Annotated in this window: 18 protein-coding genes and 1 pseudogene; 4 read left to right on the top strand and 15 right to left on the bottom strand. The window is 69.1% G+C overall.

Annotated features, from left to right (window positions below):
* Nucleotides 1-364: 364 nt before the first annotated feature.
* Nucleotides 365-1,291 (bottom strand): bifunctional DNA primase/polymerase, encoded by a 927-nt coding sequence (locus OM076_RS43170; RefSeq protein WP_270046420.1) that lies wholly within the window; start codon nucleotides 1,289-1,291, stop codon nucleotides 365-367.
* A gap of 54 nt (nucleotides 1,292-1,345) precedes the next feature.
* Nucleotides 1,346-1,789 (bottom strand): single-stranded DNA-binding protein, encoded by a 444-nt coding sequence (locus OM076_RS43165; RefSeq protein WP_270046419.1) that lies wholly within the window; start codon nucleotides 1,787-1,789, stop codon nucleotides 1,346-1,348.
* 155 nt (nucleotides 1,790-1,944) lie between these two features.
* Between OM076_RS43165 and OM076_RS43160 the strand changes: the two genes are divergently transcribed.
* A complete protein-coding gene (locus tag OM076_RS43160) occupies nucleotides 1,945-2,487 on the top strand; it encodes a hypothetical protein (RefSeq protein ID WP_270046418.1) in 543 nt (180 codons plus the stop codon).
* A 44-nt stretch (nucleotides 2,488-2,531) separates the two neighbouring features.
* Here OM076_RS43160 and OM076_RS43155 read toward each other — a convergent pair whose 3' ends face one another.
* The 5 genes from OM076_RS43155 to OM076_RS43135 form a co-directional block, all read right to left on the bottom strand.
* Entirely contained in the window at nucleotides 2,532-3,578 is a 1,047-nt protein-coding gene (locus OM076_RS43155; protein ID WP_270046417.1) for a 3D domain-containing protein, read from the bottom strand.
* A 110-nt stretch (nucleotides 3,579-3,688) separates the two neighbouring features.
* Complete coding sequence (locus tag OM076_RS43150) at nucleotides 3,689-6,343, bottom strand: VirB4 family type IV secretion system protein (protein WP_270046416.1); 2,655 nt, start codon at nucleotides 6,341-6,343, stop codon at nucleotides 3,689-3,691.
* Nucleotides 6,344-6,369: 26 nt separating this feature from the next.
* Complete coding sequence (locus OM076_RS43145) at nucleotides 6,370-6,780, bottom strand: hypothetical protein (protein ID WP_270046415.1); 411 nt, start codon at nucleotides 6,778-6,780, stop codon at nucleotides 6,370-6,372.
* Nucleotides 6,767-8,365, bottom strand: a complete 1,599-nt coding sequence (locus OM076_RS43140) for a hypothetical protein (RefSeq protein ID WP_270046414.1) — start codon at nucleotides 8,363-8,365, stop codon at nucleotides 6,767-6,769. Before OM076_RS43140 ends, OM076_RS43145 begins: the two co-directional genes overlap by 14 nt.
* A 96-nt stretch (nucleotides 8,366-8,461) precedes the next feature.
* A complete protein-coding gene (locus tag OM076_RS43135; RefSeq protein ID WP_270046413.1) occupies nucleotides 8,462-8,767 on the bottom strand; it encodes a hypothetical protein in 306 nt (101 codons plus the stop codon).
* Between the two features lie 888 nt (nucleotides 8,768-9,655).
* Here OM076_RS43135 and OM076_RS43130 point away from each other — a divergent pair.
* Nucleotides 9,656-9,907, top strand: coding sequence for a hypothetical protein (locus OM076_RS43130; RefSeq protein ID WP_270046412.1), 252 nt, complete (start codon nucleotides 9,656-9,658; stop codon nucleotides 9,905-9,907).
* A gap of 399 nt (nucleotides 9,908-10,306) precedes the next feature.
* Here OM076_RS43130 and OM076_RS43125 read toward each other — a convergent pair whose 3' ends face one another.
* The 3 genes from OM076_RS43125 to OM076_RS43115 all read right to left on the bottom strand — a co-directional run bounded on the left by OM076_RS43125 (nucleotide 10,307) and on the right by OM076_RS43115 (nucleotide 13,688).
* Nucleotides 10,307-11,374, bottom strand: coding sequence for a hypothetical protein (locus OM076_RS43125; protein WP_270046411.1), 1,068 nt, complete (start codon nucleotides 11,372-11,374; stop codon nucleotides 10,307-10,309).
* Nucleotides 11,375-11,680: 306 nt separating this feature from the next.
* On the bottom strand, nucleotides 11,681-12,535 hold the full coding sequence (locus tag OM076_RS43120) for a short-chain dehydrogenase/reductase (RefSeq protein WP_270046410.1): 855 nt from the start codon (nucleotides 12,533-12,535) through the stop codon (nucleotides 11,681-11,683).
* A 97-nt stretch (nucleotides 12,536-12,632) separates the two neighbouring features.
* Nucleotides 12,633-13,688, bottom strand: a complete 1,056-nt coding sequence (locus OM076_RS43115; RefSeq protein ID WP_270046409.1) for a flavin-containing monooxygenase — start codon at nucleotides 13,686-13,688, stop codon at nucleotides 12,633-12,635.
* A gap of 116 nt (nucleotides 13,689-13,804) precedes the next feature.
* On the opposite strand from OM076_RS43115, the gene OM076_RS43110 reads away from it, so the two are divergent.
* On the top strand, nucleotides 13,805-14,998 hold the full coding sequence (locus tag OM076_RS43110; protein ID WP_270046408.1) for a PucR family transcriptional regulator: 1,194 nt from the start codon (nucleotides 13,805-13,807) through the stop codon (nucleotides 14,996-14,998).
* A 42-nt stretch (nucleotides 14,999-15,040) separates the two neighbouring features.
* Here OM076_RS43110 and OM076_RS47165 read toward each other — a convergent pair.
* From OM076_RS47165 to OM076_RS43095, 3 genes and pseudogenes are all read right to left on the bottom strand, one after another.
* Nucleotides 15,041-16,789, bottom strand: a pseudogene (locus OM076_RS47165) (winged helix-turn-helix domain-containing protein); the annotation flags it as partial.
* Between the two features lie 572 nt (nucleotides 16,790-17,361).
* Nucleotides 17,362-17,706 carry a hypothetical protein gene (locus tag OM076_RS43100; protein ID WP_270046407.1) on the bottom strand — a complete coding sequence of 115 codons (345 nt, stop codon included), beginning with the start codon at nucleotides 17,704-17,706 and terminating at the stop codon, nucleotides 17,362-17,364.
* 94 nt (nucleotides 17,707-17,800) lie between these two features.
* Nucleotides 17,801-18,184: a hypothetical protein gene (locus OM076_RS43095; protein WP_270046406.1), complete on the bottom strand. Its 384-nt coding sequence runs from the start codon at nucleotides 18,182-18,184 to the stop codon at nucleotides 17,801-17,803.
* An 87-nt stretch (nucleotides 18,185-18,271) separates the two neighbouring features.
* On the opposite strand from OM076_RS43095, the gene OM076_RS46620 reads away from it, so the two are divergent.
* Nucleotides 18,272-18,979 (top strand): potassium channel family protein, encoded by a 708-nt coding sequence (locus tag OM076_RS46620; RefSeq protein ID WP_270046405.1) that lies wholly within the window; start codon nucleotides 18,272-18,274, stop codon nucleotides 18,977-18,979.
* Between the two features lie 21 nt (nucleotides 18,980-19,000).
* Here OM076_RS46620 and OM076_RS43085 read toward each other — a convergent pair whose 3' ends face one another.
* Together OM076_RS43085 and OM076_RS43080 are read right to left on the bottom strand one after the other, a co-directional pair.
* A complete protein-coding gene (locus OM076_RS43085) occupies nucleotides 19,001-19,507 on the bottom strand; it encodes a DUF1269 domain-containing protein (protein WP_270046404.1) in 507 nt (168 codons plus the stop codon).
* A gap of 26 nt (nucleotides 19,508-19,533) precedes the next feature.
* A complete protein-coding gene (locus OM076_RS43080) occupies nucleotides 19,534-20,748 on the bottom strand; it encodes a DUF2252 domain-containing protein (protein ID WP_372518146.1) in 1,215 nt (404 codons plus the stop codon).
* Between the last annotated feature and the right edge of the window lie 550 nt (nucleotides 20,749-21,298).

Raw genomic sequence — 21,298 nt, 5'->3', positions numbered from 1 at the left:
CGCGTCGTCGAAAACGTCATCGGCGCGGCGATCGCGCTCTTCTACGGACTGCTCATCCCGTCGCTCCTCGCACGACGCTCACACGCCCCGACACCCCTAGGGCAGATCGCCCCGGACTGACGCCCCTCCCAGCCGGCCGGCGAAGCGCGAGACTTGGCCGCACGCGGCGTAGAACTTGACGAGGCCGTGCACGTTGCGCGTGAGCGCGACTGGGCCGCGCGAGCGGTGCTGTCGGCGGCGCTTGAGCCGGCTACGGGTTCAGATGAGTGAATAGATATCGACCCGAGGCAATCGATCTCCACTATCTCCCAGGCGGGCGCCGCACAATCGGCGAGCCCGCCAGCTTCAAGCCTGGCAGCGACGTCTAGAACCTGGCCGAGATCGTTCGCGGAGTCCGTTCTCCTGCGCTGAGGCCCGACGCGATGGTCGCGCGTGCCTCTCGCTCGCCGAGTCCCGCGCTGACCGCCGCGCCGAGAAGTGCGCTGGCCAACTGCAGGCGATCTCCCAGCCCAGCGCCGGTCAGTTGTCCGAGTCGGAACGCGGCGCGATTGAGGGTGGCGTTGCGGGTGCCCGGCTTCGCCCGGGCCACCTCGAGCAGCTCGGCGTCTACTGCCGCCTCGAGGTAGCGACGAGCTCGTTCGCTGCCGACGTCGACCACGGCGCCCGGGAGCGGCTCTCGGTCCATCGGATCAGCGGAAGCGCTCAAGAGCTCGGCGAGCCAGCTCGGGAGCGGCCCGATCTCGTGCGCCGTTGCCCATCGGTAGTTCACCTGATCGGCGTGCCAACTGGGCGGAGCCACGATGTATCCGCCGTGGCCTCGGACGTCGATTCCCGGCGCGACGCGGCCGACAGAACATCTGACGTTGGTGCCGGTGGAGCGGAAATAGAGGTGCATCCCACGCGCGCTCGTGGCGATGCGGGTCGCGGTCAGCGCGTCGTGAGACGCTTGAAGCTCGCGAAGCGAGCGCCTGCCGGACTCGCCATCGACGTCGAGGACGACGAGCTCGCCGGTGAGCATGCCGATGTTGGCGTCTGGCCAACGCCGCCACCAAGCCGCGATGGTCAGCGGATCGGTGGTTGCGTCCGTGAGCCAGTGGCCGATGCGCGGGTGCTTGCCTGGGCTCGTGCAGGTCCGGTCTCGGCACGAGCACGTGCTGTCGGCGCGTGGCGTATGCAACGGCAAGATCGGCCATCCGGCGACTGCGTAGCTGAGTGCAGCGGTCAGGAGCCTCGGGGCGGTCGTGGGCAGGCCGGAGTCGACGGCAGCCTTGGAGACTTCGGTGGAGGTCATCGAATCGCTCATGCCGGTAGGTGGGTCGCGATGGCGACCCACCCGCGACGGCTGTTAGAACGGAATATCGTCCGTGTCGTCTCCCGAGCCGGCGGCCACCGGCTCCTCCTCGCGCTCCTCGCCGGCGTGGTCCGACTTGGGGTGGTTGCCGTTGCTGCTGGCGTCGGCGCCGCCCAGGAACTGGACGGACTCGGCGACGATCTCCACCGACTCGCGCTTGGAGCCGTCCTGGCCCTGCCATTCGCGCCAGTCCAGGCGGCCGTCAATGCAGACCGGCCGGCCCTTCGAGAGGAAGCGGGCGCAGTTCTCGCCCTGCGCGCCCCACACGGTGACGCTGAAGTAGTTGGGCTTGTCGACCCACTCGCCGTTCTCCTTGCGCCGCGCGTTGGAGGCGATGCGCAGGCTGCAGACCGAGGTGCCGGACTGGAGCGAGCGGAGCTCGGGGTCGCGGGTCAGGTTGCCGGTGAGGACGACGCGGTTGATGTTGCTGGCCGACATTGGTGGTGCCTCCTTGGGCGTTGTGGACCGGCTAGGGTGCTGGTCCTTGGGTGTGAAGCCGAGTTCGGCCGCTCCTGGAGCGCGTCGGCGGAACCGACCGGCTGGGAGGGGAACCCCACGTGTAGGGGTTGCAGCCGATCCGCGAGCGGCCATGCTTGAAGGCGAATCCCAAGGGCCGGCACCGACGCCTCGTCGATGACCCGAAGGCCGATGTCGGCCACCGCTCAACAGCGTCCGCGTCATGGGATCGGGACGAGATAGGTCTCGATCGCCGCCGCGATCGCCATCACCGCGACCGTGATCGCAACGGCCGCGAGGCAGAGCCTGAACGGCAGGTCACGGCCGCGACGAGCCGCGATCCAAACAGCGCATGGGACCGCGAGGGCAAACCACTCGGCGGGCACGTGAGGGAGGAAGCGCCACAGCCCGGGTTCCTGTTCGAGCGCGTTACCGACAAGCGCGCCGTGGCCGATGAGCTGCGCGGCGACCAGGACGTCGGCGACATCTCGCACGACTGGGATGCGCGCCCATCCCAGCGCCGCCAGAGCAAGCGGCCAGCAGGCGACGACGACGTTATGGACGAACAACGCCATGGCGGTGGACGCCGTGGCGAGGAGCGCGTCGCGTGGCGTCGGCATCGCGATCAGCCGTTCCCCGTGCGCGGCGGCTCCGAGGCCCAGCGCGGCGCCGGCCGCTAGCGCCGTCAGCGCGAGAAGGATCGGTCGTTGTGATGGCCGGGTCATCAGATCTGGAAGGTCTGGACGCCGGTGAATGAGCAGCCGTGCTTGAGGCCGATGTGGACGTGGTCGTGGTGGTCGCCGGTGCGCCAGATGACCTGGACTCGCCAGCCGTCGTGGCAGACGTTGTGACCGCCGCCCGCGGCCGCGAGTCGCCATGCCGTCTCGGCGTCGACACCGGCCGCTCGAAGTCCTGCGGCCGCGAGCTTGGTGCCGAATCCGCCATCGAGGGGGAAGTGATTCGCGAGCGATCCAAAGTCGCCCGCCAATCCGACGACGTGATCTGACACGTTGCCCGAACTCGTGAGCTCGGAATGGTTGGTGCCCGTCGTGATGATCAGGTCGCGGCCAGCGATCCCAGCGACGCCGGCGATGAAGCGAAGTAGCTCGGGCCGAATCGGTTTGCCGACGGCGTTCGCCAGCGGGGCGATCGTGACGCGGCCGAGCGTTCCGGGAAGCGCGAGCGCATCGCCTGACTCATCGCCGGCGGCCGGAGCGCAGTCGCCGACGCCGGCGATAGCCGCCAGCTGTGCGGTTTGGCCGGCGTCGTGTGGAGCCAGGGTGAGCGTCGTCGGCCGTCTCCCCCAGGCGCGCTGCCTGGCACGACCTCGCCAGTCGTAGAAGTCGATCCGGTATTGCTGGATCGCGCCGCCAGTGTCTGCGGCGAGGAACGGGCCCTTCCAGTCGAAGGGGTTGGGCCAGAGGTAGACAAGTTGCCCGTGGCCGACCAGAACGGGGTCGACCGCCACGATGTACCAGCGCGGGGAGCCACCTTTGATTCGTAGGCCGGCGCTCGTGCTGATGCCGGCGCCTTGTATCCCGCCCCACGGCGGTCCGTAGCTCGTGCTGTCGAAGGTGCCGGCCGTGCGGCGGTCACTGGCGTACGGGCTCTGGCGCGTCGTCTCGATCTGCGCGCGCGTGAGGCCGGTGCCGGCGATTCCTCCGAGCCCGCCTGCTGGAGTCGACCCACCGCCGGAAGCGGACCCGCACTCCTGCTGCAGCGCGCCGGCCAGCAGCGCTACGAGCACGACGAGCAGCACGATCAGCGCCACGGGAATCCCAGCCAGGCACCACAACCACCACGAGCGACCCGTGCTGCGGGCCGGGAGCGCGAACCCGGCTCGACCGCCGAGCAGTGCGCTAGCGGCTGTGCCGGGTGCGATCACGCGGCCTCTTCGAGCGCTTCAGCGACGCGAGCGAGCTCGGTTGCTCGCGCGTGGTGCCATGCGGGGTCGACGAGGAGTCGCATCGCATTCCAGGCGTCTCCGTCGGCCTCCGCCATGGCCAGCGCGCGCAGTGGTTGGTCGCGGTCTGGGTCGGCGCTGCAGGCCCAGTACTCGATGTCTGAGAGGTAGATGCGCACCGCGGTGCGCCCGTGTACTTCGGAGTCGAGATAACACGTCGCGAACTCGCCCTTGCGCGTCTCTTGTCCGCTGACGGCGTCGAGGTCCTCGTCGTGGTAGCCGAGGGCCTCTCGAACGCCGTCCAGCTCGTCGTGAGCGGTGTGGAACATCAGCCGCAGCACCGAGTTGCGCAGCAGCGCACGCCCCTGCGCGTTGGCGAAGTCTGCGAGGTGTTGGGTGATGGCGAACAGCGCGCACGCGTTGTGTCGCGTGCGCCGGGCCCACTCGTTCAGCCAGCTCCCGGCCTCCGGCGTGAGCAGGGGCTTCCACGCCTCGTCGATCGCCAGAAAGCTGCGGCCCGCCCACGGTCCGGATTCGTTGCTGTGGCCGGAGCGGAAGCGTGCGCGGCGTTGGGCGACGTCGCGGTCGATGTAGTCGACCAGGGTGAGAATGACGGGCCCGGCGAGCGCGTCGGGAAGGCCGGCGAGATCGAACAGCACGAGCGGCGCGCCTGATTCGAGCGTCGTCGGCTGGTCGCACATCCAGGCGTTGGGGCCGTCATCGATGAACGGGTGCAGCCGTTCGGCGAGGCGCCGGAGCTCTGAGGCAACGCTCAGGTCGCCGTCGGCCTGGTCGGCTACCTGCTCTCGCGCCAGGCGGCGAAGCTCTTCGTAGAGCAAGCGTTCGCGCGGTGCTTCGCCGGTCTGCGCGCAGCGCGCATAGACGGCCTGGATCCCGCGCGTGAGCAGCGTTCGCTCGAGGCCGGCGAGCGCCGGCACACCGGACGTCGGGTCACCGACGAGCAGCGTGTGTAGCGCGAGCAGAAATCCGACCTTGCTCGCTGAGACGGCGTGCACATCGGCGACGTCCCACGGGTTCAGGACGGCATCGCGTTCGCTCGCGCCGTAGTGCAGGACGCGTGATCCGGGAACCAGCTGGGCGAACTGCTCATAGTGACCCGCTTGGCGCGTGGAGCCACCTTCGTCCTCGCTGGAAGAACGGTCGATGATGTACCCGCGCGCGCCGCGGGCAACGTTGCGCGAGAGCACGGCGTTGACGGTCACCGTCTTGCCGGAGCCGCTGGCTCCGGTGACGAGCACCACGTGGGTGCGGTAGCGCGGATCGAACGGGTCGACGCGCTCGAGCGTGTTCCCCGGCGTCGCGAAGCCCAACGGCACTCCTCCGCGACTGGACGCACTCGTCGAGAGCAGCGGCAGACAATCGGCGATGTTGCGCTGCGAGAAGTGCCGCGACGCTCGCAGCGGATCGATGGCGAGCGGAAGCGTCCCGAGCCACGAATCCTCGACCAGGAACCGCCCGTCGTAGAGATGTGCGTCGGTGTAGCTCTCAAACTCGCGGATCAATCGCGCGAGCTGACGTGCGAGCTCGTCACGTTCCTCGACTGGTCGCCGAATCGAGAGATACAGCGAGACCTCATAGAGCCCCGCTGCGCCCCCCGATTGAAGCTCGGCGGCAATCTCAGCCGCTTCCTCCTCTTGCGCGTAGGCGTCTTCGTCAACCAGCACGCCCTTGCGCTCGCGGCGCCGCAGATCCGCCCACAGCCGACGACGACGCCGACGCCGACGATAGCGCCGCCGTTGGCGCACACGGTCGGTCGCCGTGACGTGCACCGCGAGTCGCCACGGAGCGGGAAATTCGAGCAGGCCGAGCATCCACCAGGGGCTCGTGTGGCCGGGTGGCGACGAGAGGTGCAGGACCGCCTCGACCTCGCGCGCGGGGGCGTCGTGATCAGCTCGCTCGAACGTGTCGCGACCGGCGCGGAGCTGGGCGCCTCCGCCGATGGCGGCGATCAAGCCATGGCGATGCGCGAGCGCGGCTTCGGGGTCGATCGTGTCGAGAACGACCGGTAGTCCTGAGAACTCCACCGCGTCGAGACGACGGGATGGGTCGATCGCTCGTGCGAGCTCGGCCAGTGCCTGGCCGCCATCGAGCGCTTCAACCTCGCACCCTGCCGCCGCGAGATCGCCGCGCATCCCGTCGGCAAGTTCCCACGAGTCGGCCGCAGCCGCCTCGTGCACGGCGCGAGGAATCACAGCGCAGCCGCCGCGTGGGTGCGCGATCGCGGCACCTCGGTGGGCGATGGCGGCCAACCAGTCGACCTCGACCGCATCCACTACAGGGCCACTAGCTCGAACGGATTGCTCGAGCCCATAGCCGAGGCGTCGCATCGCCTCCTGCGTCGAGGCATCGCAATCGCGCGTGCTGGTCGTGATCTCACGCCAGTCGCGCGCGAGCGCGCGCTCCGCGTCGAGTGGCTCCGCACTGACCACCACTTGCAGGCGCTCGCCGGCGGGCAGGCCCGACGCGATCGCGGCGAGACGATCGCGCAACTGCTCTCGATGGCCGCGACCTCCGGCGAGCGGCTGCAACACACGCGGGAGCCGGAGCAGCCGAACGTACTCGCGCCGGCTGGTGACCATCAGCCCGTCAGGCTCGACCGCCGCGATCGGCACCACATCAGCCAGTGACCGCGACCGGCTCACGCAGCTCCCTCGGATGCTGCGGGCCAACCGTCGACGAGCGCCGTGTCGCTCACGGCATCGTCCGATGGGGCCGGGACGTCGAGGCGGACACCACCGCGGCGAGTGCGCCGGTCAGCGGCGGGAGTCAAGATCATGGGCGCACGCAAGCGCCAGCGCACCACTGCGAGCAGCAGGCGTCCGGGCCCGATCGTGGACTGCTCTCGCAAGGCCAAGAGCGCCGCCGGGCCGCCGAAGACGACGACAGCGACCGAGACGCTCGCGCGCCACCCCAGCGGGGAAATCAACAGCCAGGCGTAGCCCAGTCCGCATGCGACAAGGAGGCTTGCCCAGCCCGTGAGCGAGATTCCGAGCACCCGCATCGGCTCGTCGAGCGTGCGGTACGCGCGACGGAGTTCACCGTCGTCCATTGCTGCCTCCCTCCTCCGGAGCGGAACGGGCGTTGCGTGAGCGCTCGAGCCAATCGCGCTCAACTGCGAAGCGAGTTCCCTGCTCGACGCCGACTGGCGGGCGCGCGTGTCGAGCTGGTTCCGGTGGCGAAGCCCGGCGCGCGGGTTCTGAGCTTGATGCCATTGGGTGCGCGCCGGCCGCGGATGCCCGTGCCGGCGCGCGCTGCGGCGTCGGCGCTCGAACGCCAGGCGCTTGGCGACCGAGTGGGGCTCCCCGACCGTTGCCGTTCGTTCGCGTTCGCAGCGAACCGGCGGTACGCGTGCGCGCGACGTCGCCCAGTGCGGCGAGGCCTGGCCGGCTCATGGCGAGGCGTAGCGCGTCGGCGCCGGTCCGCGTCGTCTGCACCTGGCGCCTAGTCGCCGCGCCGGCACCGCGCAACATGGTCAGGGGATGCCGAACGGCCGAGGTTGCCGCGGTCGTGCCCGCCACCGCGGCGCGTTGCGAGCCGCCGCGCAGTTGCTGCGAGAAGCGCGCAAGGCCCGCTGGCGTCGCGTTGGTCGTCAGGCCGCGAGTTCGTTCAGCGGCTGCGCCGCGTTGAAGGCCGGCCGGTCGCACGGACGTGGGCGTGAGCGCAACCGAGTTGATCGCGCCGAGGGCCTGCCGGAACACACCCTTGGCGAGCATGATCGCCAGCGCGAACACCGCGAGAGCGGCGACCACGTTGTAGAGCTGCGCGACAAAGCCGACGAACCCCGAACCGCCCGCCGGCTGCGCGTCGAGCATCAACGCGGCACCCGTGACGAAGACCGCCGTCCACAGCAGCGGCAGCAGCAAAATGGCGCCGGCCGCCAGCATCCAGGCCGACAGCAGCCTACGGCCGAAGGGGGTCACGGATGCGCCGAGCGCGAGACCGCCGAGCACGTAGACCAGTGCCGTGACGACTTCAAGGCCAACGCGAATCGCCAGCAGTCCGAGCAGCGCGGCACCCGCGCAGGCGATCAGTAGCGGGATCACGAACTCCGACGCCACGGCCGTGCCAGCGGCCCCGCCGATCAGCAGCGTCTCGAGCATCCGCTCGACGCCGTCAGCGACCCACGGAAGGCCGAGCAGCGCGTCCGTCAGCAGCCGCGAGAGGCGGGTCAACACACCCCACGCCCAGTCGTAGGTCAACAACCCGAACCCAGCGGTAAACGCCCGCTGCAGGATCTCCGCGGGCGAATCCGTGTCGACACCCGGCATCAGGAACGCACGTCCCGCACTGATCACGACGCCGAGCGGCAACAGCGTGATCCCGATCCACGTCAGCACGCCGCGCAGCTCGGCCAGATGCGGCATCCGCACGGCGCCGACGGCTCCCGTCGCGGAGACCTCGTTGCCAACCGTCGGCAGCTCGACGAGCCAGCGAATCCCGTCGATCCCCGCGCGCACGAGGCTCTTCGGAATCAGCAAGTCCGCCAGGGCGCCGACGATCGTCGCCAGCAGACGGGCGATTTCCTCGGCGCCGACCTTCAGCGGCCCGAGCGCGACCTCGCCGGCCTTCTTGATCCCGGAGCCGAGCCAGTCGTCGACGGGGAAGAGATCCGCGGCGTGCGCGCTCGCTGGCACTGCCGCACGAACGGCTAGCAGCACGCAGGCCAACGGGACCGCCGCTCTCGTGCAGCGTCTGAGTCGACGCGCTGCGACCGGCCCACGCATTGCTCGCTACGCCGCCAGCCCGCCGGACGAGACGATCACGACGGCGCCGATGAGGATCTTCAGGGCGTAATCCGCGGCGCGGCTGTGGCCGAAGAAGAACAGGCCGCCGATGACGACACCCGCGAGGCCCGAGGTCGTGCCGATCACCCACAACGCGTTGTCGGTGATCGTCGAGACGAATTTCTCGATCGCCGCGGCGTTGGCCGGCGCCTTGCCGGTGACGCCCGCCGCGCGCAACGCATGCGCGTGTGCGATTGCGAGTGAGGCGTAGGCGGCAGCCGAACAGCACGCGGCGGCACGGATGAGCAACAACGGGTTTGGGATCACGATCGCCTCCGATTGATTGACATCAGCAAGGGGGGAACTCGACACAGGCTTGATCTGCGGAGCTTGAAACCGTCGGCGTGACGGGCGACGTCGGGACGGGCGACGGCGGGACGGGCGACGTCGACACGGACCGTTGCGGCGGTTGCGCTGGCCGCTGTGGAGTCCGACGACTGGCGACCGCTGGCCGGCTCCGCGACAACCGTTTGCGCGGCCTGCCACGGCGTTCGCGAACGCGAGACCCAGTTCGACTCGTGCGCCTGTCGCCCGAGCGCGGAACGACGCGGGGTGAGCGCTCATCCACGCGGAGCCTCGATGGGGCCGGCGGCGCGATCCCGGATTCGGAGCTCCTCCGATCAGCAATCCTCGGCGCCTGTTGCGGCGTCTTGTTCAGCGCCGCTACGGCGATCGCAAGCGCGGCGCCAGTGGCGATCAAGACGACGAGTGCCGCCGACCACCGGAGTCGGGTGCGCCCTCCAGACGTTGCGCGTTTGGTCTGCGCGCGGCGGCAGTCCCTATGAGATCGCGCGCGACTCGCAGTGCCGTCCGGTGAATCCTGCGCGTTTACGGCGGGCAAATAGCCGCGCGCCAGCCTCGCGAAGTATTCGTCGATCGTGTCGGCCCGGCTCGTCACACCCCTAGAGCCCGCCGGGTCGGCGGAAAGGCCAACCGAGTTGCAACTCGGCGTGCGGGCGCATCGCGGGCGGGCTTGGCTTGAGAGGCACGAGGCCCAGCAGCTCGCCGGGAACGGCCAGCCGCTTCGGCCGCTAGCGGCCCTCGGCGCGCTCCGCGCGACGAGTTTTCACAAGCTCCGAACGAACCTTGTGTAGTCTCGGCGTTTCACAGGGCTTTCACAGCTTGAACAGAGTCCGACGCATGGTCGAGCACGCTTCCTACTACGCACTCCGGCGCCGTCCCGGCGCCACCGCCGACGCTTGGTGGACGACCGTCCGCTGGCGTCGCGACGTTCCAAAGGCGCTGTTTCCGATTGTCGCTGGACGCGCGCGGGTCGAAGTCACTCAGGACGAGGTTGTCGAGGCGCTCGATTGGGCCGAACGCTTCGACGGCGCAGACGCACTGGCGGTTTACCCGCGCGACCCGCGTGCCGTGGTCCGCACGTCTGCGTAAGCAACCTGCCGCTTCGAGCGATCGATCGAGCGGTCAGACCTCCGGGGCGCCATGCTCGGTGTACTGCACTGCACCTCAGGTCGGCACGTCTCGCGCTTATAGGGACGAATTCTCGTCGGCGTCGCCTACAAGCGTGTACCGGCTATCGACCCACCTGGGCCGGGGCGGGCGCATGGCGGCCGTGTCGAGCCGCCGGCCCCCGCCGAACGCGCCTCAGTGATTGCGCTGGCCCTGTTCTCGGACCGCATCCGGCCGGGCGCCAACCGACACGGCTGCCGGGACCACAACCCGACCATGGGGTTGCGCCTAGTGCGGCTTGGGCTCTACAGCCGTTTCGCCGATCCTAGATCTGCCGAGTTGCGCTCAGTGTGGGCCGTAGGCGTAGGCGACCGGCGGTCCTCAGCGTGCGAGAAAGCGAGTCACTTCGATTTGCGACGCGATCTCGCGTTGTGGCCGTCGATGCTCGGACGGAAGCAGAGAGTCGACCCAATTCAAGATGCGGCCGCAGTGATCGAGCAGTCGGATCATGTCGAGGTCCGTCACAGGCTTGCGATCAATCGTTGCTGGCTCGCCGTGAGCGAAGCTGTTTCGCCCTTTTCCAATCTGGACGAACGATTGCCATAGCTTCGCGTCGCGCACCTTCAGGCTCTCGCCGGACAGCGCCTTGATCACGACGCTGTACTTGTCCTTCATCGACGGCTGCAAGTGGAACTTCTCGTCGCGGTCGGTAATCCACGACCACAGTTCCGGGTCGGCATCGGTGCTGTCGATCAGCACCTCGATGGCGTTTGTGATCCTCGCTTCGAGTGCCGCGTACATCAGCACGAGCGCTGGCCCGATATTCCACCGCGTCGAGACAGCGTCTAGAAACAGTGTCTCCCACGGCGGAGTTCGGAAGTCCTTCGGCAGGCTCCGTGCAGCCTCCCAAATCTCATTCGTGACCGCGACCGCAGTGAGGTCGATCGCGCCGGGGCTAATGCTCGCACGTAACAGGGGCGGAGCCGGGGCAAGCTCAGACCCGTCCTCATTCAGATAGTCCAACCGCCAGACGGTCTCGTCACGGGTCAGGCGTCGAACATGCGCCGCACGGGTCACGGATCGAATTCGCTCTAGCGCACCTTGCGCAGAATCCACGGCGAGCGCTGCCAATCGATGCGAATCCTCGCTCGTGCGCGCAAATGCCGGGGCGCGTAGCTCGACCTGAATCGCGTCGGCGGCGAACGTCTCACCGCCGTCTATTCGGACGTTCGGGCTGATTCGAACCGGATCAAGAGGACCTAGTGAATCGGCAATGTCAGAGGGAGGAGCTACAGATTCGATCGTGTAGATCGAACGGTCGGCCGCCGACTGATACGGCCACCGCACGAGCACGGTCACCCCGTCGCGCTCGAACTCCACGGAAGCGGGCACAGCCGGCGTTGCCACGTGGAGGAGATACGGAAGAAGGATTCGGACGCGAGCGAGCACACAGGAAACCCTAACCGCCGATCGTGACGGAACCGTCTCGCGCGGACTCCGCGCCGCCACACCGCCGCGAGACCCGGGACCCCTTTGCCGACCGGCTCCCGGCCCTCAGACAGCGGCTATCACGTCCTCGCCGGCCTGACCGTCTGGGCGGTCCTCGTTCCCGAGGCGCGCTTCAGCGTCTCCTACTTCAAGGGTTCATTTTCATCTCCCCCGAGTGTGTGACGGCGGTGAGCATCGTTCGGGCGCGCGCTCGGCGGGTCGGGCAGCGCGCCCGAGCGGCATGATCCGCACGGTCAGCTGCTTGTGTCACACGCGCGAAACGACGTCTGGATCGACCTGGTCGGCGTCGCGCACGATCGCCTGGATCATCGCGTTGCGCTCGGTCCGGTGATCGAGCAGCGGGTTCACGAGCCCGCGCAGGATCGACATTGGAATCCAGCGGCGCGGGGCGACGATACGCGGCGCCCGGCGCTCGATGCCGCGCACGATCGCGGCGGCAGCGACGTCGGGCCCGATCGGCGCCAACAGCCCGCGCGGGAAGCGCGCCTTCAAGCTTCTACCGGGCGGTTCGGCAACGCCGCCCCGCACGATCGCGGTGTCGATGTACCCGAAGTACGCGACGCTCGCCGACGCGCCGTGGTGCACGAGCTCGGCGCGCAGCGCGCGACCGAACTGCTCGACCGCTGCCTTAGACATCGCGTAGGGGGCGAGCAGCACGCCGTTGATGAATGCGTACACCGACGACGTCACGACCACGTGCCCGCCCCCGGCTACGACCTGGGGGAGCGCCGCGCTGACCGTGCGGTGCACGCCGAGCAGGTTGACCTCGATCACGCGGTCGAAGAGCCCTGGGTGCATCGTGCGTACGCTGCTCGGCTTCGGCGCGATGCCGGCGTTCGCGACGACGATGTCCAGCGCCCCGTGTCGCTCGACCGTTTGTGTCACGACGCGTTGCATCGCGGCCAGATCGCTCACGTCTGCGCCGAAGCCGATCGCGCGCGGTCCGATGGCCTGCGCGGCGCGCTGGGCGTCGCGCGCGTCGAGGTCGACGATGACCACGGCAGCGCCACGCTGGTGCAGCGCGCCCGCAGTTGCGAATCCGATCCCCCGGGCGGCACCCGTGACGAGCGCCACCTTGCCCCCTATGTCGAACGAGCCCATTAGCCATCCACGCTTTCGTCGTCGTTGGTCGCCCGGCCGGCGAGGTGCCCACGCAGGAAGTACAGTTGTCCACTGCTGCCGAACCTGAGCTCCCGCGTCACGCGTGCACCCGCGCCGCGACGAGGCGATGATCGCTCGGCGCGAAGCGGCGCATCAGGCGGCGGTACCAGCCGTCGAGCGCCCCGGCGGTGCGGGCGGTCTCGCGGCACTCGGAGGCCATGTAGTCGTCCTGGGCGCGCTCGGAGACTTCCACGCTCGCCAGGCCGAGCTGGTCCATGGCTCGTAGCACGTCGCGCAGGTACGCGGTTTGGGGCCCGATCATGAACCTCGACAGGCGGAAGTAGTTCGGAAAGCCGGCGATTTCGACCGCGCGGTAGTGCTGTCGCGTGTCGTGCCAAACGTCGGCCAGGACCCGGTCGCCGCGGCCGCGGATGCGCCCGGAGAGCGGCGGCGGCAGCACCGCGAAGCCCGTGCCGAGGATGATCGTGTCGACGTCGTGCTTGCTCCCGTCCTGCGCGATGAGCGTGCGCCCGCGCGTGGAGCGCACGCCGCCGGCCACGACATCGACGTTGGGCCTGGCCAGCGCGCGGTACCAGTCGTCGGCGATCGGCGCGCGCTTGCAGGCGACCTCGAAGCCGGGTGTGCGTTGGACCACGATCAGGCGTCCGACCCGCGGCTGGATCTCGGGCACGCGCTGGACCGCGGACACGTCCGTGCCGATCACGGCGACGCGCTCGCCGTCGAGCGCGTGATCGTAGTCCCAGCGGCCGGCATGGAAGATCAGGCCCGGAAAGCCTGCGAACCCGGGGAACGGGGGCAGTTGCGACTCGGTCAGCGGCCCCGCTGCGTCGATCAGGATGTCGGCGGTGAGCGTGAGCTCGGTCGTCGAGACTGACCAGCGCTGGTGCGCCTCGTCCCAGGTCGCACCGCGCAGCTCCTGCCCGACGCGCAACCGGTCGTTGAGGCCGTTCTCGGCCGCGATCGGGTAGGCGCTGCCGAGATCGCGCGCAGGCTCGAGGATCACGAATTCATCGATCCCCTGCGACTTCAAGGCGACCCCGGCGGACACACCCGTCAGTCCAGCGCCGATCACGGCCGCGCGCACATGTGGCACGGCACGCTTCTCGGTCACCGCTGCTCGTCGCTCCGACATACGATCGAAGGTAGGAACCGACCCCGTCGACAGCTATGGCACTGGGCCTACTCTTTCACCGGTGTTATGTGCCGTGGCACACTAGTGAGGTGACCTCGGAGCGCATGTTGGAACTGATGGGTGCCATCGCCGACCGGTTCGAGGCCGATCTCGACGCGATCGTCGCCGAAGCGGACGCGGTGATCATCGGGGCGATACCGGCGCTCGGCGCCGATCCGGCGATCGCGGCAGAGGTGAGTGCGAGCACGCGCGGCAACCTCCGCCGCTTGGTCAATGTCGCCCGGCGCGCCGTGGATCCGCCACCGGCCGACGTCGCACCTGAGGCACTCGACCTCGCCCGCACGCTCGTGCGTCGCGGCATCGAGTCGGACGTGATCTACAAGGGCTACCGGCGCGGGCAACAAGTCGCCTGGCAGCGCTGGCTCGCGTGCGCTGAAGCGGTCGTGGGGCCTGGGGAGGAACTCTTCTCGGTCCTTGACGCGTCGCTGCGGCTGCTGTTCGACTACGTCGACCAGGTGCTGGGGCGCGTGATCGCCGAGATGCAGCGCGAACGCGAGGAGATCCTCGGCGGCGCCCTCGCCCGCCGCACCGAGACCGTCCGGCTAATTCTCGACGGCGCCCCGCTCGACAGCGAGGCGGCCAGCCGCCGGCTGGGCTACGACCTCGGCCGCCACCACACCGCGATCGTGCTCTGGGCCGAGCCGCCGGACGTGCCGCAGGGCGCGCTCGAGTCGGGGGCCGTCGCGCTCGCCCGCAGCGTCGGCGCGCGCCGGCCGCTGACCCTTTCGGCCGGCACGACGACCCTGTGGGCGTGGATCGGCACCGACGCCGGCGTCGCCCCGGCCGCGTTCCGGGCCGCCCTACAGGAGACCGACCTGCGCGCCGCCATCGGTCCGACGCTCCGCGGGATCGTCGGCTTCAGGCGCAGTCACGAAGCGGCGATCAGCGTGCAGCGGCTCGTGTCCCGCAACCGCGAAGGCGGTCAGGTGGCCACCTACGACGAGCTCGAGGTGACCGCGCTCGCCGCGCACGACGATCAACGAGCGGCCGAGTTCGTCGTGAGCACGCTCGGACCGCTGGCCGAGGACAACCCGGCCGCCGGGCGGCTACGGGAGACGCTGCGCGTCTTTCTCGACGAGGCTGAGCACGCGCCGCGCTCCGCCGCGCGGCTGCACACCCACCGCAACACCGTCCTGCAGCGAGTGGCCCGCGCGACCGAGCTGCTCGGCTACCGGCCGGGCGAGCAGCGCCTTGCCGTCATGCTGGCGCTCGAGCTGCGCAGGCGACTCGGCCCAGGCCGGGAGGCGTGAGTCCTCGAGCAGGCCGAGTTCGACGGCGCGCTCGATCGCTTCGTCTCGTGACGCCACGCCGAACTTGCGGTAGATCGAGCTCGCCTGCGTCTTGATCGTGGTGCGCGAGAGGAAGAGCCGCTCGCCGATTTGCGGGAAGGCGAGATGCGTCGTCAGCAGCGGTAGGAGCCGGAGTTCCGCTGTCGTGAGGCTCAGCGCCCATTGGCCGCTCGGCATTGTCGTCGCCGCGACGCGTTGTCGCAGCTCGCGCGCCAGTTCGGCGAGTGCGCCGAGCCGCGGGCGGACTCGCAGGATGGCCTCGGCCTCACCTAGCACCGTGCCCGCGACGCCGGCCTCTCCGAGCTGGAGGTGCAGGCGCGTGAGCTCAAGCCCGGCTTGGACCGACATCCACGGGAACCCATGATTCAGCAGCGGCCGCACGCGATGGATCCGGGCCACGTCCTCGCGGGCCTGCTTGACGTCGCCGTGATGAATGGCGACCCGGGCCGTGGCGGCAAACGCGAGCCCGCTCACGATGTAGTCGTCGAGCCCCGCCTTCTCGACCGTCGCCACCGCCCGCGCCGCGTGGATCGCGGCCTCCTCCCACGCTCCGGCCTCCATCGCGACGAAGGCGAGCTCTGCGAGGGCGGCGGTTGCGTCCTCGGAGGCACCGACCGACGCGGCGATCCCAGCGGCGAGCGTGAGCGCTTCGCGACTACGCTCCGGGTCGCCGAGGAGCATGTGCGCAACGCCGGCGGCCAGCTGCGCGGCCGGTCGAAACCATCCGTGGGGGCTGAGCTCGATGGTGAGTTCGGCGTCCGCGAGCATCCGCTCGATTCCGTCGGGGCACGTGGAGGTGCGCAGTGCCGCGATCCACGGCTCGATCGACACGCTCCCGTCCGGGACTACAGGCGATGCCGTACTCAGTTCTGCGGCGCGCTCGCAGCGAGCGGCTTCGGCCGGCCGCCCCGTGAGGAAGTAGACCCAGGCGCCGAGCACGGCGATCGTCGGATAGCGCCGGAGCAACGCGTCGTCGTACCAGCCGAGCCATGACTCGACGGTGGCCACGCGGCCGGAGTACCACGCCGGCAGAAAGAGCTGCTCGATCAAGCGGGTGACGCCGTCGGTGTCTCCGGCCTCGTGGGCATAGTGGAGCGCCGGTTCGGCCATGCCGTTCGTCTCACACCATGCCATTGCCCGGCGGTTGAGCTCGCATGCGATCTCCGGTTCCCGGAGTCCGAGCTCGCTGCGCAGCAGATCTCGGAACAGGTGGTGATAGCGGTACCACGTCCGGCTGCGCTCGAGCGGGACGACGAAACGGTTGCGACGCTCCAAGGTCACGAGTACGCGCGCGGAGTCGTGTCGTTCGACGACCGCGTCGCACAGCCCACCGCACATCCGATCGAGCACCGACGTGCGGGTCAAAAACCGCACCTCGTCGTCCGTGAGGTGCGCCAGCAGCTCGGAGCGCAGATAGTCGGTCACGAACCGGTCATCTCCGCCGAACGCCTTGACCCCTTGCGGGCCGCTGCTCCCCGCCTTGAGCGACAGCGCGGCGAGATACAGGCCCGCGGGCCAGCCCTCGGTCCGCTCCACGAGCTCGGAGACGGCGACGTCATCGAGATCGACGCCCGCATTGTGCAGCAGCGTTGCCGCCTCGTCCGTATTCAGGCGCAGATCGCCGGCGCCGATCTCCAACACCCGGCCCTGCGACCGCAGCACGTTAAGCGGTAGCGCCGGCTCCTCCCGGCTCGACAACACGATGCGCGATCGTTCCGGAGCGTGGTCGATGAGTGCGGCGATCACGTCCATGCAGGTTGGATCGGTCACGAGGTGCACATCGTCCAGTACCACCACGACCGGGCTCGCCACCGCCGAAAACGCGGCGCAGACCCGGGGAAGACAGGTTGTCCGGACCGACAGACCCGGCGTCGAGAGCGCCTCGAACACCGGCGCCGGGACAGGCTCGACGCGATTCAGTGCGGCCGTCACGTAGCGCAGCAGGACCACCGGATCGTTGTCGCGCTCGTCGAGCGCCACCGTCGCGAACGACCGGCCATCACGCTCGGCCAGGTACGCGAGCAACGTCGTCTTACCGAAACCGGCTGGCGCCACCACGCTCACCGCGCGTGCTTTCGACGCGCCGAGCCGATCGACCAGCTCCGTCTTTACGACCGTGTCGAGGTGCAGCGCCGGTGGCGCGAGTTTCGCCTCGATCAACTCATACGGGAGATCGACCGGGGTCATGGTTCACCTCGCCCGCGGCGATCGTCAGAAAATGCGTAGCGCTCGCGGATGGCTGCCTGGACACTCGCCGAGCCTCGCAGAGTTGCCTGCTGCTGCATCACCCGGAATGGTTGACGAGCGAAAAGATGACACCGGTTTCATGCGTCGAGGCCTTCGAGCGCGGCGTCGACGTCATAGCCGAGCGCGAGCGCGAGCATCGGGGCCGCCGCGACAGCTCGTGGAACCCCGGTCAGGCCTACGACCGCGAGCAGCGTGCCGGCAATCTCGTCCGGGGTGGCTCCAGCGGCCAGTGCGCGCTCGACCGCTAGTTGATACGACGTCTGGCCGGCGTCGACGGCGAACGTCGTACTGAGGCGCACGAGGGCGTGGATCTTGTCCTCGAGGCCTGACGTCTCTCGATTCGGCTCGCCCGCGAGGACCGCGGCGACCAACACCTCGTCCCCGAGGGCGAGCTTGCGAAGGCGATCCGTGTAGTCATCCATAGCAATTAACCGCGATCCAACCGCAGCCGGGATCGACACGCATCGTGCTGATGGGATGAATGTCGGATGAGCCCCGCGGATCAAGATTGCGTGGCTATTCCTCGCTCTGCGCTTGGAGCTCTGCGATCTCGAGTTCGATCTCGAGCGCGTCGGCGATTTTGCCCAGGGCCGAGGCGACTCGCACGGTCCCGACGATCGGCGCGACCGCCGTCAGCACGCCCTGAACCTGCGTGGCGTCGATGCCGGCCTCGACCGCCGCCTCGAGGTTGAGCACATACGAGATCGCCGGGGCATCGGTCGCGACCAGCGCGGCGATCCGAGCGACCATCAGCGACTGCGGATCGAGGCCCGACACGACGACCGATTCCGCGGTCATGCTGCTGAGCAGGTCGAGGACCGGGGTGTCTGCCGATGCGGCCATGGTGGCTCCCTTCGTCGGTTGCGTGCCGAAGCTAAGCCTGCGGCGGCTGGATCTCATCGTGCCGATGGGATGAAATCCAGCCGGGGTCGCGCTTCATCCAGTCGGGATGACGCGCGCGCGGCGTGACGCGCGGATGCTGCGTGCGTGGTTACCGCCCAGTCCGGACGCTCCGAAGAAGAGACCCGCGCGAAGCGACGCGAGGCCCGGCTGCAGGAACGCTATGGGCTGCTGTTCGGTTCGCTGGTGGTGCTGTTTCTCGTGCAGGGCATCGCACCCGGCGGCCCGTGGCAGGAGGTCCTGATCACTGCCCTTAGCGCGACCACGCTCGTGCTCGCGCTGCGAGCCGGCGAGGTGAACGGGCCGATCGTGCCGCTGGCCATCGCCGCCGGGGCGATCCTCGTCGCCGCGGTCGCCGCACTCGCACTTATGGGCACCGCGAACACTGGTCCCGCGCGGATCGCGAGCGGCCTGCTGGTCGCCGTCGCGCCGCCGGCCATCGCGATGGGCGTGCTCCGCGGCCTGCGCGCCCGTGGGCATACAACGGTCCAGGCAGTGCTCGGCGTCCTGTGCCTCTACCTGACGTTCGGCATGTTCTGCGCGTTCGCCTACGGCACGATCGACAACCTCGGCAGCGCTCCCGTCTTTGCCAACGACGTCGCCGCGACGACCGCCCACTGCCTGTACTTCAGTTTCACGACGCTCACCACGGTCGGCTACGGCGACGTGCTCACGCGCTCCGACCTCGGCCACACCTTCGCGGTCACCGAGGCGCTCGTGGGGCAGATCTATCTCGTCACCGTCGTCGCGCTGCTCGTCTCCGACCTCGGGTCACGTCGCACCCACTCCCCGTAGGCCGGAGACAAGCGGACGGGTCTACGCCGTGGCTGCGGCCTTCTTGGCCTCCTCGGCGCTGTCCTTGTCGACCTCGTGCTTTGAGACCTTGTCGGCTTTGGCTGTGGCCTTCTCGACCTCGGCGACCCATTGTTCGTCGAAGAGGGCGACGATGCCCGAGCTGTTGTTCGGAAGCGAGTCGGCGACCTCTTCCTTGATGTCCTTCTTCTGGGCGTGCGAGACCAGGCCTCCGACGCCCGCGCCGATGCCGGCGCCGACCACTCCGGAGGCGAGGAAGGCGGGCGGGAAGATCAGCCCGATGAGCAGGCCGCCGGCCGCCCCGAGCCCCGCGGTGACGCCGACCGTGTGGAAGTTGTCCTTGACGTCGATCTTGCCGGCGCTGTCTCGGGTCACGAGCACGAGCGCCTCGACGGTGATGACGTCGTCCTTTGCGAGTTGCTTGATGGTGTCCCAATCCTCCTGGGCGGCGTTGGGATCGCTGTACGCCGCGATGTAGAGGTCGACCGGGGCTTGGCTCTGATCTGCCATGGTGATGCTCCCTTCCCTTCGGTGATTTAGAGGCCTGACTCGGCTGTGACGCGACCGGACGCGACCGCGTCCTGCAGCGCCTTGTAGTCGCGCTCGTTCTGATCGGCGTAGGCCTCGGCGAACGTCGCCAACGCGCGGTCGAAGCTGTCGCCCCCACCGAGGTAGCTGGAGATCGCGATCGCGTCTCCTGAGCGGGCGTGCGCCTTCGCGAGCGCGTGGCCGCAGAGCCCCGCGTACAGCGACATCGCCGACGGATCCATCAACTCGACGAGCGCGGAGCCCTTGCCGTCCCAGAGCTGACGGATGTAGAAATCGCGGTTCACGCCCTCGAGGTCCGCGACCCGAATCCAGCCGAGCATGATGTCGCCGGCCGCCTGCGTCAATCGCTGGCCCTCGACGACGCGCTGGCCGTGGTGGTTGAACTTGCTCTTGCCGACGAACGGCTCGAGCACCGACGCCTGCGCTTCCTTGACCTGCAGGAACAGCGGATCGTGCTCGTCGCGGCCGAGCATCAGCACGATCCACGCACGCGCGCCGACGCTGCCGACACCGACCACCTTGCGCGCCGCGTGCACGTACCGGAAGCGCTCAAGCAGCTCGCGACGGTCAGGGGTCAGGGTGCGCCGATAGGAACGGATGACTCCCCGTACGAACTCCGCGTGGTCGAACCCCTCCGCGCCGGCCGCGACCTCCTCGATCGGCACGATCAGCGGCGGGTCACTGGCGATCCGCGGCTCGCCGTCGACGACCTGCGTGAGCTTCGACAGCGCCTTCATGCTGTCCTTCGAACGCGCCTTCGCCACGTTGCGCTCAAACGTCTTGCGCTGCTTTCCGGACGCCTGCGACGCCGCCAACTCGGCGATCTCGTCCACGTCGATCCGCGAATACCAGAGGTCGAGATTCGACATCCCGGCGAACTCCCTGATTGCCTCCCGGTACGCCCTGCTCACCGTCCGATTGATCGAACGCCGCTGCTTGGCGTCAAACCCGCGATCACGGCCGGCCACCGCGAAGCTGGCCACCAACCGCTTGACGTCCCACTCAAACGGGCCCGGCAGCGTCTCGTCGAAGTCGTTGATGCTGAACACCAACCGCCGGTCCGGCGCCCCGAAGGCCCCGAAGTTGGACAGGTGCGCATCACCGCAGAGCTGCACATCGAGCCCGGTCCGAGGCGCGTCGGCGAGGTCGGCCGCCATCGGGTAGGCGGCGCCGCGGAAGAACGTGAACGGCGAGACGAGCATGCGTCCGTAGCGGATCGGGACGAGCTCCCGGACCCTGGATGCAGCCTGCTCCTCCAGGAGGTCAACCGGGTCACGCCGATCGGCGGCCGGCTGCCAGTCGCCGTGCGCGTCGCGCGGCGCCGCAACCCTCGCCGCCTTGCCCTTCGCGGCCCGCTCGGCGACGGTGAGATGGACGACCGCCGTCGGTTTTGGTCGGCGCGGGCGCGCGCCAAGCGATACCGCCGGCTCTCCGTTGTGTCCATTGTCCCCAGTCCCGACTGCGCCATTCCCCACAGGGGCCTGCTTGACGTCCGTCATGGTGGTCGCTCCTTCTGCCGAGCTGCGAATGCAGCGCGTGCCCAATCAACCGCGGCTGAGCCGGCGTGTCATCCACCAGATGGCATGAAGTCTCGAGTGGCGTTCGTGGTTGGGCGCGAACTTCATCCCATCGGGTCGATGACCGCCCATGGACGCGATCGCAGGATGCGCGTATGGACGAATCGGCTAACGGTGCGCTAGCGCAGGCGCAGGTGGGTCGTGAGTTGTCCCAGCGTGGTGCCGATCAGAGCAC

The organism is Solirubrobacter ginsenosidimutans, from assembly GCF_027587205.1.
The sequence above is the reverse complement of the archived record's forward strand: the minus strand, read 5'-3'. Positions and strand labels throughout refer to the sequence as shown.

Bases quoted from the DNA above. Each gene is read 5' to 3' on its own strand.
- OM076_RS43170 (WP_270046420.1), bottom strand. From the start codon at position 1,291: ATGACCTCCACCGAAGTCTCCAAGGCTGCCGTCGACTCCGGCCTGCCC.
- OM076_RS43165 (WP_270046419.1), bottom strand. From the start codon at position 1,789: ATGTCGGCCAGCAACATCAACCGCGTCGTCCTCACCGGCAACCTGACC.
- OM076_RS43145 (WP_270046415.1), bottom strand. From the start codon at position 6,780: ATGGACGACGGTGAACTCCGTCGCGCGTACCGCACGCTCGACGAGCCG.
- OM076_RS43130 (WP_270046412.1), top strand. From the start codon at position 9,656: ATGGTCGAGCACGCTTCCTACTACGCACTCCGGCGCCGTCCCGGCGCC.
- OM076_RS43120 (WP_270046410.1), bottom strand. From the start codon at position 12,535: ATGGGCTCGTTCGACATAGGGGGCAAGGTGGCGCTCGTCACGGGTGCC.
- OM076_RS43115 (WP_270046409.1), bottom strand. From the start codon at position 13,688: ATGTCGGAGCGACGAGCAGCGGTGACCGAGAAGCGTGCCGTGCCACAT.
- OM076_RS43110 (WP_270046408.1), top strand. From the start codon at position 13,805: ATGGGTGCCATCGCCGACCGGTTCGAGGCCGATCTCGACGCGATCGTC.
- OM076_RS43100 (WP_270046407.1), bottom strand. From the start codon at position 17,706: ATGGATGACTACACGGATCGCCTTCGCAAGCTCGCCCTCGGGGACGAG.
- OM076_RS43095 (WP_270046406.1), bottom strand. From the start codon at position 18,184: ATGAGATCCAGCCGCCGCAGGCTTAGCTTCGGCACGCAACCGACGAAG.
- OM076_RS43085 (WP_270046404.1), bottom strand. From the start codon at position 19,507: ATGGCAGATCAGAGCCAAGCCCCGGTCGACCTCTACATCGCGGCGTAC.
- OM076_RS43080 (WP_372518146.1), bottom strand. From the start codon at position 20,748: ATGCTCGTCTCGCCGTTCACGTTCTTCCGCGGCGCCGCCTACCCGATG.